Source organism: Caldalkalibacillus salinus, assembly GCF_016745835.1.
Classification (GTDB): domain Bacteria; phylum Bacillota; class Bacilli; order Caldalkalibacillales; family JCM-10596; genus Caldalkalibacillus_A; species Caldalkalibacillus_A salinus.
In genome coordinates, this window is record NZ_JAERVL010000037.1 from 18,607 (window position 1) to 36,788 (window position 18,182).

Here is an 18,182-nt window from a genome sequence, read left to right on the forward strand (position 1 = left end):
AAATGGATAATGGATAGGGGGAAAAGACGTGCTGAAAAAACCGATAGGCCTTCAGCTGTACACCTTAAGGAAGGAGTGCGAACAGGATTTTATTGGAACGTTAGAGAAGGTGGCAACGCTAGGATTTGAAGGCGTCGAGTTTGCTGGGTATTATGACCTCGAGGCGCAAACCTTAAAAAGTGTCCTTGAACATCTTGGAATGCAAGCGGTTGCCAGTCATATACCACTACATGAACTGGAGAAAAATCTAGATAAGGTCATCGCCTACCAACATGTCATCGGCAGTCGAAGAATGGTATGTCCTTATTTACCATCAGATAGGCGAACAGAAGAAGACTACCGACAACTGGTAGACTTACTCAATCGTATTGGGGAGACCTGTGACAGAGAGGGCATCACATTCTGTTACCACAACCACGACTTTGAACTTCGTCGTCTGTCAGACAACCGAACAGCGCTCGACATGTTGCTGGATGAAACAAACCCGGCTTATGTACATGCCGAACTGGACATCTTTTGGCTCAAGCGTGCAGGTCATGACCCCGTTCAGTGGATTAAAAAATATCAAGGACGTACCCCTTTGATTCACTTGAAAGATATGACATCAGATGCTGACGAAACCTTTGCTGAACTGGGGACAGGAGGAATAGACCTCCAAGGTGTTTTGAAGCAAGAGCCCAATGCTGGCGTTGAATGGTGGATTGTCGAACAAGATGTCTGTCAGCGCCCGGCACTAGAAAGTGTGGACATCAGTTTAAGATATTTGCATCACTTACGAGACTAGTTGAAAGCCATAGAAGGAGGTCATAATATGAGTAAATTAAAAGTAGGCGTAATCGGATGTGGGAGTATAGCTAAACATCGTCACTTACCAGAGTATCACCATAATCAAGAAGTAGAGATCGTGGCTCTCTGTGACATTGTACAAAGCCGTGTAAACGAACTAGCAGACGAATACGGGGCCCAAGCGTACACAGATTATCACACATTGCTAGCAGAAGCGGATGTGGATGCTGTGAGCGTGTGTACACCTAATGCCTTGCACGCGCCTGTCTCTATTGATGCCTTACAAGCGGGGAAACACGTTTTATGCGAGAAGCCCATGGCTACTTCGCGTGAAGAGGCTAAGAGGATGATTGAGACGGCCAAACAGTATGATAAAAAACTAATGATTGCACATAACCAGCGTTTTGTTCCCTCCCATCAAAAAGCGAAAACGTTTATTGAGCAGGGTGAACTGGGGAAAATATATAGCTTTAGAACTACCTTTGGTCATGGTGGACCTGAGGGTTGGAGTGCAGACGGTAAACATAGCTGGTTTTTTAAAAAAGATCAGGCGTACGTCGGCGCCATGGGGGATTTAGGGGTCCATAAAACAGACCTATTACGTTATCTACTAGGAGAAGAATTCGTTGAAGTGGGTGGATTCGTTGAAACCACGGCAAAGGAACATGCTGACGTTGATGACACAGCCGTGTGCGTATTAAAAACGGAAAGCAATGTTATTGGCACACTTGCAGCCAGTTGGTCATACGTGTCAAGCGAGGACAACTCTACCATAATCTATGGTGAGCGTGGCATTATGCGTTTAGAAGACGACCCTGTCCATTCTCTTGTCATTCAGTACAAAGACGGTGAGGTGCTTAAGTACGAGTTGGGCGGCATTCAAACGAATGAGAATGGCGGACAGACGAATTCACACGTCATTGACCATTTCGTGGCGGCAGTTGTTCAAGACGTTGAACCTCCCGTTACAGGGGAAGAGGGTATGAAGTCGCTGCAAGTCATATTATCCGTACTTGAGGCGAGTGAGAACAAGCGCATTGTTAGCATATAGACCTCATCTTTTATAAGTGAGTACAAATATGTGGCGAGATGAAATAGAAAGGAAGGACTAGCATGAAGAAACTTCGAATGGGGATTATCGGAGCAGGTGGTATTGCTCAACAAAGGCATATACCGGCTTATCACGCGTTGCAGGATCAAGTGTCGTTAATCGCCGTATGTGATGTTAACAAAGAAACGGCTGAGCATGTGAGTCGCACCTACAACATTGAGAAAGTCTTTACACGTTATGAAGATCTGCTAGACGAAGTAGATGCTGTAACGATATGTACGCCCAACAAGTTTCATGCCGACATCACGATTGCAGCCCTTAAGGCGGGTGTGCATGTCTTATGTGAGAAGCCGATGGCTATGAATACCGAGGAATGTGAAGCCATGGTAACAGCGGCCAATGAGTCCGACGCCATCCTCTCCATTGGTTACCACTATCGTTTTATGCAAGATTCACGGGCAGCCCAAACCTTGATCAGACATAACGAGATTGGTACGCCTTTCGTGGCTAGAGCGCAAGCACTGAGAAAAAGAAAAGTACCAGGATGGGGTGTCTTTACGAACAAAAGCCTCCAAGGAGGAGGCAGTCTCATCGATTACGGGTGTCACTATCTCGACCTTTCCTTATGGCTCCTAGGGCAACCTCAACCTGTTGAGGTTTTAGGGCAAGCGTACAATCATCTGAGCAAGATGCCCGGTCAAGTGAATCAGTGGGGGTCATTTGATCACGAGACCTTCGATGTTGATGATCATGTGACCGCTTATATCACCTTTGATAACGGCGCGTCGTTAACATTTGAAACTTCATGGGCAGCCAATATAGAAAAAGACGTTGAAAGCCTGAGCATATCCGGTCAGAAGGGAGGCGTTGACTTGTTCCCTCTGCACTTGAACCAAGCCAAGCACGGGATGTTGATTAATAGTCAAGCAGACTGGTTGCCTGGAGAGGAAGACCCTGGCAAGGCTCTCGTCCATAATTTTATTCAAAGTTGTCTTGGAAACGAGACGCCCGTTGTAAAACCGGAGGAAGCGTTGCAGGTGACAAGAATCATTGATGCCATATATAAGAGTAGTCACTCAGGTCGAAGTGTCAGACTATAAGCCCCCTTAAGGTAAGAGGCTTTAGTCTACAAGCCATCCGTTAAAGTTTTTTTCATTATAAACCACTGGTGGCATATCATTTCATTTAATGAGAGGAGAGGAGCAGCATGAAGGTAGGCGTTTTTACCGTATTATTTGCACAAAAGAGTTTTGAAGACATGCTAGATTACGTCCAACAGTCTGGTCTGAAGGCGGTCGAGATCGGAACAGGGGGATATCCTGGTCACGCACATTGTGATAGGGATGCCCTACTCGAAAGCGAGGAAAAACGACGCGATTATTTAGACAAGGTAACGGCGAGAGGATTGGAGATCAGTGCCTTTAGTTGTCATGGGAACCCGATATCTCCTGACACCGCTTTTGCCGAAGAATCTCGACAGGCCCTAAGAAAAACGATACAACTGGCAAGTCAAATGGACGTCCCTGTAGTAAACTGTTTTTCAGGGACAGCGGGGGACCATGAACAGGCTAAATACCCCAACTGGCCAGTGACACCTTGGCCCAACGAATATGGGGATATCCTGAAATGGCAATGGGAGGAAAAACTCATACCGTACTGGAAAGAAATAGGGGCATTTGCACAGGCACACGGGGTTAAAATTGGTCTGGAACTACATGGGGGATTCTTAGTACATACGCCTCATACGATGCTTAAACTCAGAGAAGCGACGTGTGAAGCGATCGGAGCGAACCTTGATCCAAGTCATCTGTGGTGGCAAGGGATCGATCCTGTCGCTGCCATTAAGATATTAGGTCAAGCCAATGCGATTCATCATTTCCATGCCAAAGACACGTACATCGACCAAGACAACGTGAATATGTATGGCTTGGTCGATATGCAACCATACGGTGAAGTCCAAACGAGAGCTTGGACCTTTAGGTCAGTGGGGTGTGGGCATAGTATGCAAGAATGGTCAGACATGATAAGTGCTTTACGAACGTACGGCTACGATCATGTGGTAAGTATTGAACATGAGGACCCAATTATGTCCATTGAGGAAGGGTTTGCAAGAGCAGTTAAAAACCTCAACGACATCATCATTGAAGAGCAGCCTTCAGACATGTGGTGGGTTTAAGGCTCTAGTACACCGGTCCCTTTACATCTAGGACAGTTATAATCCTCTTCATTGGCGCCCAAAAAGCTAATGCCCGTATAACTAGCACCTATATAATCGTGGAATAGTAGCGTATTCGTGCCATGACCTTTACACGTTGGACACAAGTCTTCATGTTGACCTTCATCGGAAGGGATTGACGTATCACTCGGTTTAAAAACATTGAGCAAGCGTTTCCAGAACATAGGCTTATTCTCCTTCACTCTTTTTATATCTTATGATGGACGAACTTTGATGTGTTCATACACGTGCCCCTCGTTTTAATGTGTTTACCTTCGGGTATAGCCATTGTACAACCAGGATTAAAACTTTGAGGAGGGCTGTAAGATGAGTATGGAAAGGAAGAGCGAAGGAAAAGAGCTATCACTAGATCGTATGCATCAGGTCGATCGAATGATAGATGAAGGCCTTGGTGCAGGACGTATTGTGGAAGAACACGATAAAGCAAAATTAAAATCTGCACTAGCTGAGCAGGACTAACAAAAGAGAAAACGACCTTAAGGTTGAGAGGGACCACAGAGACGTGTCTGCAGAGATTGCAGGGGGTAGAAAATAGGAAATCATAAAAAGAGACGAGCTTGTCAATGAGCTCGTCTCTTTTTATGGAGAAAGCCACCGTACGAGGTGACTTTTTTTTAATCCCATTTTGTCAAATCTAGCCCTCAAGTAGAAGTGTTTCCGGGTCCTCTAATAACGTTTTGACCTTGACAAGGAAACTTACAGCATCGCGTCCATCCACGATACGATGGTCATAAGAGAGAGCTATATACATCATCGGTCTGTTTTCCCAATGATCATCATCTATGGCCACGGGTCGCTTCTGAATGGTGTGCATACCGAGTATGCCGACTTGAGGTGCGTTGAGGATCGGCGTGGAGAACAGAGAGCCAAATACGCCGCCATTTGTAATGGTAAATGTCCCCCCTTGAATGTCCTCCAACGATAACGTATTGTCTCTTGCTTTCTGAGCCAGCGTGGCTATCTCTTTTTCTATCTGTGCAAAGTTTAAGCGGTCGGCATGGCGTACGACTGGCACGACGAGTCCTTCCTTCGCTGATACGGCTACACCGATGTCATAAAACTTTTTAATCAGAATGTCATTCCCTTGTATTTCAGCATTGAGTAAGGGGTAGTCCTTTAAAGCTCCGATGACAGCTTTAGTGAAAAAGGACATAAAGCCTAGGTTCACATCGTATTTGTCTTTAAAGGCATCTTTACGCCTCTTTCTGACAGCCATAATGGCACTCATATCTACTTCATTAAAAGTAGTCAGCATAGCGGCCTGTTGTTGGGCTTGCACTAAGTGATTAGCAATCGTTTGTCTCCGACGTGACATTCTTTGTCGTTCAATGGGCCGATCGGTGTGAACAGACTCCGTTTTGTTTTGGAGATTTTCGCTATGATTTGCTTGATCCTTTACTTGTATATCCTCAGGCTGGCTATGATGAGCCTGTTCCGTTTCTGAACGGGCTTCCTGGTTCATATAGGACTGAACATCCTCGAGTGTGACCCTTCCCATCGGGTCTTGTGGCAAGTTTTTCAAATCTATTCCTTTGTCCCGAGCAAGTTTTCGTGCTGCAGGGGAGATTGCCGCAGGTTCTGCAGCACGCCCTTCGGTTTCTACTTCATTTTCTTCTGCAATTTCTTTTCCTTCTTTATCTTGTTTATGCACGGATTCTGTGTCTTTAGCTCCGTGCTTCAATTGATCATCTTGTGTGATGGCATTATTACTGCCGTTATGTTGGTCGTTCTTTTGTGCCTTTGTTTGTGAGCGGGTACTATGATTGGCTTCTTTTGCCTCTTCTAAGGTCGCTATGGTATCTCCCACTTCTACTGTTTCTTCGGCTTGTTTGAGAATGTCGCCGATGATGCCATCGTGTTCAGCCATGACTTCCATATTCACCTTATCCGTCTCTAACTCACAGACGATATCTCCTGCGCTGACGTGGTCACCTGGTTGCACAACCCATTGGGATATCGTCCCTTCAGTAATAGACTCTCCTAGTTCGGGCACCTTGATTTCGATCATGGTTTTAACCTCCTTTTGAGAGTGGGGGGCTTAAGATTACTGTACGTCCAAAGCTTCTTGTATAATGCGTTGTTGCTGTTCCTGATGCATGAGAGGTACACCTTCCGCTGGACTTGATCTTGCCGGACGTCCGACGTAGCGTACGTTTACAGAAGAGGGCACAATCGAACGAATATGAGGCGCAACAAAGGTCCAAGCGCCCATATTTTGAGGCTCTTCCTGTAACCAAATGATCTCTTTTACATGCGCGTAGCGTTCAATTAACTGACGGACACGTTCAACAGGAAAAGGATACAACTCCTCTATACGAACGATATGCAAGCGTGGTGTATCCGTTTGAGTCCGTTGCTCTAATTCTGCTTGTAAATCAACAGCAATTTTACCGGAACATAAAATGAGTCGTTCTACATCCTCGTCGCGTCCTCCGTATTCATCAGGCTCAAAAACAGGGTGAAATCCACCTTCACTAAACGATACTGGTGGCGATGCTGTCTGCTTGTGTCGCAATAAACTCTTAGGCGTCATGATAACGAGGGGGCGTGCCTGATATTCTGTTAATAAAGCCGCTTGCCTTCTTAAAAGGTGAAAATACTGTGCGGCACTCGTTGGATAAGCGACAATCCAATTATGTTCGGCTGATAACTGCAAAAATCGTTCGAGCCGTGCATTAGAGTGTTCTGGTCCTTGCCCTTCATACCCGTGAGGTAGAAGGAGAACGAGACTAGACATCTGTCCCCATTTGGCCCGACCTGCAGAGATAAATTGGTCAATGATCACCTGTCCGGCATTCGCAAAATCTCCATACTGTGCTTCCCATATCGTTAATACTTGTGGGTTCTGAACATTATAACCATACTCAAATCCTAGGACGGACGCTTCCGATAACGGACTGTTATAAATGGCAAAGGAAGCTTTGGCAAGTGGATGTGTATGCAACGGTGAAAAAGAGTCGTGTCGCGCGTCATCATGCAAAATGAGATGTCTTTGGGCAAACGTTCCTCGCTCCGAGTCCTGCCCAGTTAAGCGAATAGGGGTGCCGTCTTTTAATATGGACCCGAACGCGAGTGCCTCAGCTAACGCCCAGTCAACTTTTCCGTTATCATCTAGAGCATTTCTGCGCCGCTCTAATATTTTCTTCAGTTTGGGATACACATTGAGTTGCTCAGGCCAGTGGAACAAACCGTCTAATACGTCCTGTAATGTTGTTAATTGCACGCCGGTCTGTACGTTTTGCAGGGCGAGGGGTTTGACGTCCTCTACTATTTGCTCTTGAGATGATGACCCAGGGTGACCGGACGTTTGTGCTGCCATTTCAGAGTTGGTACCGTTGCTTTGATCCTCTTGTTTTTGATGATGAGCAGTGTTTAATGTTTCATGAGCTTCACCTAATGTCTGTTGAACGGATTTATTCATCTCCTGCGCTTCATCCTGTGAAATGATCTTGTTTGAGATGAGTTGCTTCTCATAGCGCTCACGGACTGTGGGATGATTGTTGATCTTTCGGTATAACAAACCTTGCGTTACAGAAGGATCATCCATTTCGTTATGGCCAAAACGCCGGTAGCCGATAAGATCTATTAAGATATCTTTATTAAAGCGGGTACGATACTTAGAAGCCAAAGCCACAGCCGATAAACATGCTTCAGGGTCATCAGCATTCACGTGAATGATGGGGATTTCGAAGCCTTTGGCCAAGTCACTCGCGTATGTCGTCGAACGAGAATCCGTGCTTTCTGTCGTAAATCCGAGGTTATTATTGGCGATGACATGGATCGTACCGCCCGTATGAAATCCGCGTAGACGGCTAAGGTTTAAAGATTCAGCAACCACCCCTTCTCCCGGAAAGGCCGCATCTCCGTGGACAAGAATGGCGAGTGCTTTGTTTTTATCTTGCTTAGGGAAACCCGGCTGTTCACAAACTTCTTGAGCGGCTCTCGTGTACCCTTGGACCACTGGATTAACGAACTCCAAATGACTAGGATTATGCGCCAAGGTGATATGTCCGTCGAGATGAGTGGACACAGTGTCTATGGCGTCGTCTTCTAACTCACGCTCAGCACCGAGATGGTATTTAACGTCTCCCGTCCAACCGAAATTAATGCCCATCGAACCTTCGGAAGGGACAAGTTCCTTATGAGGGGCGTGGTGGAACTCAGAGAATATATGCTCATAAGGTTTACCCAGAACGTGAGCCAAGACGTTAAGGCGTCCTCGATGTGCCATACCAATCATGATGTCTTTAGTCCCTGCCCGCACGTTATACTTAATGATCGCGTCCAAGATCGGTACAAGCATATCGATGCCCTCAATAGAAAATCGTTTTTGCCCAGGGAACGTGCGCTGTAGAAAATGTTCAAAGCCTTCGACTTGTGTTAATCTATAGAGTAATGCTTTCTTTTGCTCGGTGTTAAGTGGAACTAAATGCTGATCGTTTTCTACTTCCTGACTTAACCAGTTTCTCTCGCCAACATCATGAACATGACTAAACTCAAAGCCTATAGTGTGTGTATAAGTGTTTTTCAATCTTTCAATGGCATCTCGTGCTGAAGTTATGTTGTGAGAAGGCGTTGGCCAGATTATATCAGGTGGCAAGTGTTGAAGCTCTTTCTCATTTAAACCATATGTGTCTAATTGAAGGAACTGAAACTCCTCAGGTTCCTGAAGTGGATTGACACGGGCAGCGAGATGACCATACGTTCGTATGTTTTCGGCCAGTCTTTGGACTGCTAACATTTTTTGATACCCTTCGTTATTTACGTTACCTGTCGTAGACATCGTCTGTGTCTGAAGTAAATGAGCAGGAGGTGGACCCCATTTTTCAAACAGATTTCTTAACTGTGGGTCGATACTATCCGGGTGCTCTGTGAATCGTTCAAACTGTTCGACCACATATCCAATATTCTGAGACTGAATATCATTCCATGGGTTTTGGTCAGCATGATCCTTGCCTGCCATTAAAGGCACCTCCATTGAAGCAGAGTTTTCATAGTATATGTCTACCCTTTCTAGGATTGTTTTAAAAATAATTTTTTCATGAATTTGGTTAACTTTTAAATTGTATGGTTCATCATTCGGTTAGCTCGTCAGCGGGTATTGATTCGAAAAAAAGATAAAAGTTGAGGTGTACATATCATGAACCAGTGGATGAATAGAGGTATGAAAGGGTTGGGTATCATAATTGTTCTTATGTTGGCTTTAGCCATTTATACATATTGGGACAACCAACGTATCGTGGTCGTAGAGGAAGAGGTTAAGATAGACGACTTACCATCAAGTCTAGAAGGATACACTATACTACAAATAACGGATCTGCATGATAAAACGTTCGGCGAAAAACAACAAAGATTAGTAGAGACAATAAACGCTATAGACTATGATGCGATATTATTGACAGGTGATATGACGGCCAATGGTTTTGTCGATGACTATGCACCTTTTTACGATATATTAGAAGGGATCGATAACAAAGAAATAGCTTTATTCTCGTCCGGAAACAGTGATCCCAATAGTTATACCTTTGGAGATGACGTATATGAGGAGACAGAATTTATTAAAGGGATGAAGTCTCGAGGGGTGAATCTACTAGAATCTGTTGAAGAGGTACAGGTCGGGGACGCGAGTGTAAATTTTGTTGATTTTAACATGTCAAGTAGAGACCCAGAAGATAGTTTAGCAGCGATAGAGGCCGAACTTGCCAATAAGGAAAATAATCATGCTTCTGGTTTAAGACAGCACCAAAAACAGTTATTCGAGGAGATGCAGACATTAGACTATAAAGACGATCAAGATGTGCTTATCGCCGTGAGACACTACCCTGTTCTTGAATCTGATTTCGAGTTTATCAGTAATAGAGATATTGGGATTCAGCGTGATTATGATCTTATTGTAGCCGGACACTATCATGGGGGACAAATTAGAATCCCTTTCTACGGTGCACTTTATATACCAGAGCAAAGGTATCCACGTCGAGGGTATTTTCCTCCGCAGGACCGTGTAAAGGGATTATGGGAAGTCAATGGTTTTAAGCAGTACGTCAGTGCTGGGCTTGGTCATGTAGACACGATTCCATTACTAAGCTTACGTTTCTTTAACCCACCGGAAGTGAATGTGTTAACTTTAACTAAGAACCGTGAATAGCCGCGGTTCTTTTCTGTTCTAATCATTGATATACCACATAAAAATATACGGTAACACATTGGAGAGGAGTTTTATATGTATAAGAAGGTTTTATTGTTGGGCCTTGTGCTTATTTTTGTTTTTAGTCTTATTGTTATGGTAAGTGCTGAGGAATCTCAGGATCAGGCCAAAGAAGGTCATCCTCTATATGAGGATAAAGAGGTACTTAACTACTTATTTTGGACAGTCGATGAGAAATTACAGAAAGATGTGGCGTCGCTTCAAAAGTCACTACAGTTATCACACGAACAGATGGCACTACTCAAAAATTGGGGTTTAAAGGAACGATTGGCTGTAACCGAAGAGCAGTATAATCAAGACTTAACATCACAAGCGTACAATACCAATGTCCAAAAGATCTTCCAAAGACGGAATCTTAATCTGAAAGAACGTCTCGATGACAAGTTCCAGCCCTTTGAGGATTGGATTGAGACGTGGTGGGAAGAAGAGAAAGAGTATAGAAAAGAATGGCTTGAGGAGAGATCCACAACCAGTCATACGCAATCAGGGACAAATGAAGCAGGAACACAGGCTGACGCAGAGTACGCGAATGGGATCTACGCGACACAGTACTACCCGAACGAATCAGGCGCTTACGAAGTCGCCTTACCCGATAAGTATCTTAAATTTGCTAATCTCGGGTGGACAAATGAGATACCACCAGAGTACAGAGCCACTTACAGTGACCCTCCTTATGTCGTGGATATATCCAATAGACATACGGATCGACAAGTCAATGGTGTTCCCGTTGATGAAGTAGGCCCTTGGAACACAGACGACAACTATTGGAACAGTGCCGATGGGGACAATCCCCGACGTATGTTCACCGACCTTAGGTTGAGAGAACCGGAGGCGTATGCGGCTTACTATAATAATTATAATGATGGGAAGGATCAATTCGATAGAAACGTATCTAACCCTGCGGGTATTGATTTAACACCTCATGTCGCTTCGGACCTGGGATTAGGACTCTATGAAAACGCATGGGTAGATGTCCGTTACGTTAATATGCCTTGATCGTAGTGCAAAAAAATAAATCTAAGTTTAAACTTTGAAACCCCGCTGGTGAGCCTGCCAGTGGGATTTTCTTTGTTCTTCGTTTTTCCTGTCACTTTTTCATATTCTTTCGTATAAGATTAAAAAAATTTTGACATAACAGACATGGTTGATTTAAGATAAACTTGTACGTATAACAAAAGATGTAAGTTCCTAACTTTAGTCAGTAGTAGACAAGTGAGAGACTTCGCTTCTAAGCAATGTTAAACAAGATATAGAGAAAGGAGGTATCAAAAAGGCTTCATTTATTAGCACATCATTCATTTTTTATAAACCGTTATGGAAGCGCTTTACAAAGTGCACCTTGTACGAACAAGTCGTCATTCAGAACATCAGATTTCTGGATGTGAGGAACTTTGCATGAGACTGTACAAAAATAGAATAAGAGATGATAGTCATTTGAGGGGGTGGATAAAGTGCATTTAGATGACCAAAAGGCAACACCTATCGTGCAAGTCAAAGACGTTGGAAAGGTTTTCCCTGGTACACGGGCGCTGACAGATGTCAATTTGGACATATATGCTGGTGAAGTTCACGCGTTAATGGGAGAGAATGGTGCGGGGAAGTCAACTTTGATGAACATTTTGTCCGGGGTCTTCCCACCGTCTGAAGGTCAAATCTTGTTAGAGGGTAGAGAGATCACTTTGGAAAACCCTAAGGATGCCCAGGAAAAAGGCATTGCGATTGTACATCAGGAACTCAGTCTATGTCCGGACTTATCCGTCAGTGAAAATATCTATATGGGGCGTATGCCCGTCAATCAATTTGGCATCGTCAATCAAAGGAAGCTATATCAACAAACGAAAGAACTATTAGCCATGTTCAAAACTAAAATTGACCCCAGTACACCGATTGGAGAACTGAGTGTATCCGAACAGCAGGTGGTTGAAATCGCCAAGGCTTTATCCTTTGATTGTAAAGTGCTCATTCTAGATGAGCCGACTTCTGCTATAACTGAAAGTGAAGCGAACCGCTTGTTTGAGGTGATGCTTTCACTGAAACAAAAGGGCATCGCGCTCGTGTATATCAGTCATAAATTCAATGAAATATTCTCCATTGCCGATCGTATCTCTGTTTTACGAGATGGTCACGACGTTGGGAGCGATGTGACTCCAAATCTCACGCCGGACAAGGTTGTCAGCATGATGGTAGGGCGGGAACTCACAGATACCTATCCCGACAAAGTGGGAGCCACCGAGAAGGAACTACTCCGTGTTGAAAAACTGGAAAAAGAAGGCGTCTTCCACGATATTCAATTTTCATTATATCAGAATGAAATACTAGGGATATTTGGCTTAATGGGCGCGGGCAGAACTGAGATGGTCCGTGCGTTATGTGGGATCGATGACAAAGACGATAGTCAAGTCTGGATTAATGAGAAGCAGGTTGATATTCATAACATTAACGAGGCCAAGAAACATGGGCTCGTGTACTTAACGGAAGATAGAAAAAGTCAAGGACTATTTCTAGACATGACGATCAAGGGTAACATCATCTCCGCCGATTTGAATGCGGTGTCCGCCAAGGGCTTTATTCAACGTCAACGTGAATCACAAAGGGCACAAGAGTATGCACACATGTTAAACGTTAAAATGCAGAGTGTGAATCAAGACATTGGAAGCCTGAGTGGCGGGAATCAACAAAAGGCCTTAATAGGAAAGTGGCTCTCCATTCAACCCCAGATTCTGATATTAGATGAGCCGACACGAGGGATTGATGTTGGCGCTAAAGCGGAAATATATAAGCTACTGAGAAGTTTGTCCACTGAGGGTAAAGGGGTCATGGTTATTTCCTCCGAACTTCCAGAAATTATTGGCCTATGCGACCGTGTACTAGTGATGCATGAAGGGGCTATTGTTGGTGAGGTGCAAAAAGATGGCCTGAATGAGAAAGACATTATGACATTAGCTTCAGGTATCAGTTAAGCATGAAGATGAAAGGTGGGATATCATATGGAACCTCAAGTCAATCAAGAAACGGGTAAGCAAAGTGTGTTCGATCGCTTACAGAGTGTGTTTCAGTTCAGGGAAGCCAATATTTTATTTGTCATTGGTATTTTATTTCTCGTATTATCTGCTTTTGTTCCTCACTTTCTAACGTCATCTAATCTTACAACCACGTTTATCGGTTTAGCGATGGACGGTATTCTCGTGGTGGGTATGACCTTAGTACTCGTATCCGGTGGCGTAGATTTATCCGTAGGGTCCGTCCTTGCACTCACCGCAGTATTGGCGGGTTACTTGGCCTATAACGGTGTTAACATCTGGTTAGCGGCTGTGATCGCACTTGTGGCAGCGATGATCATAGGGTGGTTTAGTGGATTTTTTATCAGCAAGATAGGACTTAATCCCTTAATTATGACCCTAGGTATGATGAGTGTGGCCAGGGGATTAGCCTATGTGTTCACAGAAGGGGCTCCTGTGTCCATCGTAGGGATATCAGAAAGCTTCCTGTTTTTAGGTCAAGGGTCCGTTCTAGGTATCCCTATGATTATTATCATATTAATAGTAGTGGTTATAACAGGGGATTTGCTATTAAGAAAAACAGCGGCGCTACGACAAGTCTACTACGTTGGCAGTAATGAGAAAGCCGCTAGACTATCAGGGATTAATGTACAAAAAGTCAAGTTATGGGTCTATGTCATCAGTGCCTTGATGGCCGGTATAGCAGGTCTACTCACGCTTGCTAGATTCTCCGTTGCCGCCCCCACTGCCGGAATGACAGCTGAACTTCGGGCCATTGCAGCTTGTGTGATTGGGGGCGCTAGTCTTACAGGCGGACAAGGTACTATACTAGGCGCTTTGTTAGGTGTCATTTTGGTAGGATTAGTGAATAACGCATTGATCCTCATGAATGTATCTGTCTACTTTCAAAGTCTCGTAATTGGCCTCGTACTCATCATTGCTGTGACACTAGATGTGTATTTAAACAAGCGCAAAGAAAAACAAAAAGTAGCGGCTTAATGCTACTATTCTATAAAAAATATGAGGTGATTGAAGGATGAAAAAAATTGTCGTTATTGCATTTATGATATCGCTTTCCGCTTTGGTCTCCTTGGCGGGGTGTGCCAATGAGGTGGTTGATACAGGAGAGCAGGGAGAGGGACATCCGTTAGAGGGATCATCCAACGAAAACTATGTGATGATTACGTTCCTATCTGGTATTGAGTATTGGAAGGACGCATATAGAGGATTTGAAGAAGCAGGACATCATTTTGGTGTACAAACGCAGTATACAGGGGCTAGTCAGTACGATATTAATGAGCAGGTTACCGTTTTTGAACAAATAGTGGCCCAGAATCCAGACGGTATCCTACTGACAGCGATTAATCCCAGCGCGCTTGAAGAACCGATTAATAGAGCTATTGAAGCGGGTATCCCAGTGATTACGTTTGATGCGGACTCTGGTGAGAGTCAACGCTATTCTTTCTTAGCTACAAGTAATTACGATGCGGGTGTAACAGCAGCTAGAGAACTTGCATCATTAGTGGGTGAAACGGGAGAGGTAGGGGTCATCACGGTACCAGGACAGCAAAATCATGAAGACCGCACACAAGGATTTGTCGATACCATTGAAACTGAATTCTCAAAAATGGATGTTGTGGCCATACAAGATGGGGAGTCTGACCAAATTGCGGCTTCTAATACAATGTCTGGTATGATCCAATCTCATCCTGATCTTGTTGGTGTCTTTACAACAGAAGCGTCAACAGGAGTAGGGGCCGGTACTGCTGTTCAAGAGGCGAACAAAGTTGGCGACATCAGCATCGTTAGCTTTGATACGGACCGTGGGACATTAGATATGATTAAAAATGGTGTGATAGATGCCACATTAGCGCAAGGGACGTGGAATATGGGTTATTGGGGCATGAACTTCCTCTTTCATCTTAGACATGATTTATTAAACCCTGTTTCAGATTGGAGAACGGCCGAGGTCAGCCCATTACCAACAAGTGTTGATACCGGTGTCGCTATCGTAAACGAGGACAACGTGGATTATTACTACGCAGATTAGGGAATTGAAAATGTGACCGGACGCGTGCCGCTCTTGTGCGAACACCCATTTTTTTTGTACAGGTGACCATACTTTTTTCTCATGAATAGGCTAAACTATATGGATATATGACCAAAACGAGGAGAAAGGAGTCTAGTTATGCCAAAACACAAGGGTAATCGCGTTCGGTCCAAGAGAAACCATGCATCTAACCATTATAGAAATGGTAACGTCATGGCCGAAAATCTCATTGAAGACTCTGATGGGATTATATGGCTTGATGATACAGATACAGACTCGAAATCCAAAAGACAAGTGAATGCGAAAAATGCGAAAAGGGCTAAAAAGAAAAGGTCCCATATTGAGAAGCTCTCTAATGCCATGGCAAACCCTCAACCTCAACCTAAAGGTAACACTCAAACCAACGTACAAAACAATGTTCAACCTCATTCACAAGCCAACACTCAAGCCAATGTACAAAACAATGTTCAACCTCATTCACAAGCCAACACTCAAGCCAATGTACAAAACAATGTTCAACCTCATTCACAAGCCAACACACAAGAAAACACCCAAAACATGGGTCAATCAAATACACTAACCAACGCTCAAGCCATCTCTCAAACTAACCCTCATAGCCATACACAAAACACCCCTCTAAATAACCTTCATATTAACGCCCAAAACCAAAATATGTCTCAAATTAACGCTCAAATCAACACCCAAAACTTAGAACAACCTTCAAAGCAAAAAGGGTCACAATCAAACATTTCACCCCTGAATCAATCCACTCATAAGGTGAGTGATGCATCAACCGTAACCTCTCATAATCAAAAAAAGAAGAAAAAACATCAGAAATCATCCGATCAAACACCACAATCTGTCCTATCATATAGAAGCTATGAAGAAGAAAAGAGTAAACCTATCTTATACACGGATGATTTAATGGATCAAGCAGTGACAGGGGATAAGATTGCCAATCACACGATTGAAGGATCAAAAATCAAACCGGGTAGCATTGGCACTAAAGAATTAAAAGATTTTAGTGTAGATCATTCCAAACTAGGGGTTCACAGTGTCGTATCTAGCAAGCTAGCGCCTTATAGTGTCGATAAGGAACATATTGCAGATTATGCTGTCTCAGGAGAAAAAATTCAAGATAGGAGCGTAACTGGAGATAAATTAGCGAACAATACCGTCACGTCCGAAAAACTGGCAGATGGTACCATAGATGCAACTAAGATTGCTGACGGAGCAATTTTAGCTAAACATTTACATGAGGCATCTATTACTAATGAACTGTTACAAGATCAATCCGTTACATCTAACAAAATAAAAAATGGGAGCATTACAGCTAACGATTTGGCCAACAACGTCGTTGACACAGTGAAATTAATGAACGAAGCCGTTACAGCTGAGAAAATTGCGAAAGATGCTGTTCAAGGAGAACATATAGAAAAAGGTGCGATCACAAGACCGCATTTAGAGGAAAACATTATAAACACCTCACATTTAGAGGATGCAGCCGTGACCCATTCTAAGCTCTCTCCAAACGCTATTTCAAACCATCATTTACAAAATAAGTCTGTTACAGGAGAAAAAATACAGGAAGGAACCGTTCAAACACACCATTTGATGAATCATGCCATAACCTCGGATAAGTTGGAAGATAAAGCCGTACAAAAAAATCATATTGCTCAAGGGGCGGTAAACGAAGACGAGATAGCAGAGCAAGCCATAAATGGTAAGCATGTGCAGCAAGGAACCATAAATACAAAGCATTTATCAGAACAGGCCATAACAACAAATAAGATAGCTGATCAAAGTATCTCATCGCAAAAACTGAGTCTCGGTTCTGTCCAACGCCAACACCTCACCCACCATGTCATTACGAATGAACATGTGGCCGATGATTCACTCACGGGTCGGAAGCTAGCCGATCACTCAATCACAGGACACAAGTTATCAAAACACGCCATATCAACGGAAAATCTAGAGGATCAATCAGTGACTAGTGAGAAACTTAGTGAGCAAGGCGTACAAACGAAACATCTTGAAGATGCGTCCGTTACTTCACAAAAACTGGCTAATGAAAGTGTTCACACTGAGCATCTGACGTCATCAGTCGTAACAGGAGATAAAATAGCAAAATCAACAGTTAAATCGTACCATATTGATGAGAATGCTATTAAGAATCCCCACTTAGCCCCTGGGAGTATCACAGGTGAGAAGCTAGCGGAGCAAACGGTACGTGGTGCACATGTAGAAGAACAATCACTCACTGAAGAGCACATCGCAGACCATGCTATCTCAACGTCTAAGCTTGCCCCGGCATCTGTTACAATGGATAAATTAATGGATAAGTCTATTTCTTCCGAGAAACTAAAGCCACAATCCATTCAATCACATCATCTAGGAGAAAATACGGTGACAATGGTAAATATCGCACCGGAAACTATACAGGAAAGTCACATCTCTAATGAAGTCATTACTGAAGAAAAACTTGCCCCACAATCCGTACAATCTAACCATATTCAAGACCAGGCAATAAAGAGTGAACACCTTGGTGAGAAAGCCGTGACATCCGAAAAATTAGCAGATGACGTTTTCACAACAGATAAGTTAGCCAAAGGAGCAGTAAAAGGCGAGCATTTAGTAAACGAAAGTATCACAAGTGAAAAATTAGCAGACGGTTCCATACAAACACAACATCTTAATAAACATACCATTACGGCTTACCATATCACGAATGCGGCGATTACGGGCGAGAAGCTAGCACCTGATGCGATTAGCGGGGAAAATATGAAAGACGCCTCTCTTACAGAAGCAAAAATTGCAGACAAAGCGATCACATCAACCAAGTTAGCTAACGACTC

At 43.7% G+C, this 18,182-nt stretch carries 14 protein-coding genes; 11 read left to right on the forward strand and 3 right to left on the reverse strand.

Annotation, left to right across the window (positions count from 1 at the left end):
* Positions 1 to 28 precede the first annotated feature (28 nt).
* The 4 genes from JKM87_RS17150 (at position 29) to JKM87_RS17165 (ending at position 4,013) form a co-directional block, all read left to right on the forward strand.
* A complete protein-coding gene (locus tag JKM87_RS17150) occupies positions 29 to 784 on the forward strand; it encodes a TIM barrel protein (protein WP_202081602.1) in 756 nt (251 codons plus the stop codon).
* Positions 785 to 811: 27 nt separating this feature from the next.
* Positions 812 to 1,837 (forward strand): Gfo/Idh/MocA family protein, encoded by a 1,026-nt coding sequence (locus JKM87_RS17155; RefSeq protein WP_202081603.1) that lies wholly within the window; start codon positions 812 to 814, stop codon positions 1,835 to 1,837.
* A 62-nt stretch (positions 1,838 to 1,899) separates the two neighbouring features.
* Complete coding sequence (locus tag JKM87_RS17160) at positions 1,900 to 2,937, forward strand: Gfo/Idh/MocA family protein (RefSeq protein WP_202081605.1); 1,038 nt, start codon at positions 1,900 to 1,902, stop codon at positions 2,935 to 2,937.
* A gap of 107 nt (positions 2,938 to 3,044) precedes the next feature.
* Positions 3,045 to 4,013 (forward strand): sugar phosphate isomerase/epimerase family protein, encoded by a 969-nt coding sequence (locus JKM87_RS17165; protein WP_202081607.1) that lies wholly within the window; start codon positions 3,045 to 3,047, stop codon positions 4,011 to 4,013.
* Here JKM87_RS17165 and JKM87_RS17170 read toward each other — a convergent pair.
* Positions 4,010 to 4,237 (reverse strand): hypothetical protein, encoded by a 228-nt coding sequence (locus JKM87_RS17170; protein WP_202081609.1) that lies wholly within the window; start codon positions 4,235 to 4,237, stop codon positions 4,010 to 4,012. The two genes, JKM87_RS17165 and JKM87_RS17170, sit on opposite strands and share 4 nt — an antisense overlap.
* 142 nt (positions 4,238 to 4,379) lie before the next feature.
* On the opposite strand from JKM87_RS17170, the gene JKM87_RS17175 reads away from it, so the two are divergent.
* On the forward strand, positions 4,380 to 4,532 hold the full coding sequence (locus tag JKM87_RS17175; RefSeq protein WP_202081611.1) for a hypothetical protein: 153 nt from the start codon (positions 4,380 to 4,382) through the stop codon (positions 4,530 to 4,532).
* Positions 4,533 to 4,707: 175 nt separating this feature from the next.
* On the opposite strand, the gene odhB is transcribed toward JKM87_RS17175, so the two are convergent.
* Both odhB and JKM87_RS17185 read right to left on the reverse strand, forming a co-directional pair.
* Positions 4,708 to 6,081 carry a 2-oxoglutarate dehydrogenase complex dihydrolipoyllysine-residue succinyltransferase gene (gene odhB / locus JKM87_RS17180; RefSeq protein WP_202081613.1) on the reverse strand — a complete coding sequence of 458 codons (1,374 nt, stop codon included), beginning with the start codon at positions 6,079 to 6,081 and terminating at the stop codon, positions 4,708 to 4,710.
* Positions 6,082 to 6,117: 36 nt separating this feature from the next.
* A complete protein-coding gene (locus tag JKM87_RS17185; RefSeq protein ID WP_202081615.1) occupies positions 6,118 to 9,036 on the reverse strand; it encodes a 2-oxoglutarate dehydrogenase E1 component in 2,919 nt (972 codons plus the stop codon).
* A 177-nt stretch (positions 9,037 to 9,213) separates the two neighbouring features.
* Here JKM87_RS17185 and JKM87_RS17190 point away from each other — a divergent pair, with 177 nt between their 5' ends.
* The 6 genes from JKM87_RS17190 to JKM87_RS17215 all read left to right on the forward strand — a co-directional run.
* A complete protein-coding gene (locus JKM87_RS17190) occupies positions 9,214 to 10,218 on the forward strand; it encodes a metallophosphoesterase (protein WP_202081616.1) in 1,005 nt (334 codons plus the stop codon).
* Positions 10,219 to 10,293: 75 nt separating this feature from the next.
* Positions 10,294 to 11,274, forward strand: a complete 981-nt coding sequence (locus JKM87_RS17195; RefSeq protein ID WP_202081618.1) for a hypothetical protein — start codon at positions 10,294 to 10,296, stop codon at positions 11,272 to 11,274.
* Between the two features lie 455 nt (positions 11,275 to 11,729).
* Positions 11,730 to 13,238 carry an ATP-binding cassette domain-containing protein gene (locus JKM87_RS17200; protein WP_202081620.1) on the forward strand — a complete coding sequence of 503 codons (1,509 nt, stop codon included), beginning with the start codon at positions 11,730 to 11,732 and terminating at the stop codon, positions 13,236 to 13,238.
* 27 nt (positions 13,239 to 13,265) lie between these two features.
* Positions 13,266 to 14,276: an ABC transporter permease gene (locus JKM87_RS17205; protein WP_202081622.1), complete on the forward strand. Its 1,011-nt coding sequence runs from the start codon at positions 13,266 to 13,268 to the stop codon at positions 14,274 to 14,276.
* Positions 14,277 to 14,313: 37 nt separating this feature from the next.
* Positions 14,314 to 15,327, forward strand: coding sequence for a substrate-binding domain-containing protein (locus JKM87_RS17210; RefSeq protein WP_202081624.1), 1,014 nt, complete (start codon positions 14,314 to 14,316; stop codon positions 15,325 to 15,327).
* Positions 15,328 to 15,465: 138 nt separating this feature from the next.
* The coding region (locus JKM87_RS17215) for a hypothetical protein (RefSeq protein WP_202081626.1) at positions 15,466 to 18,182 on the forward strand (2,717 nt) is incomplete at its 3' end.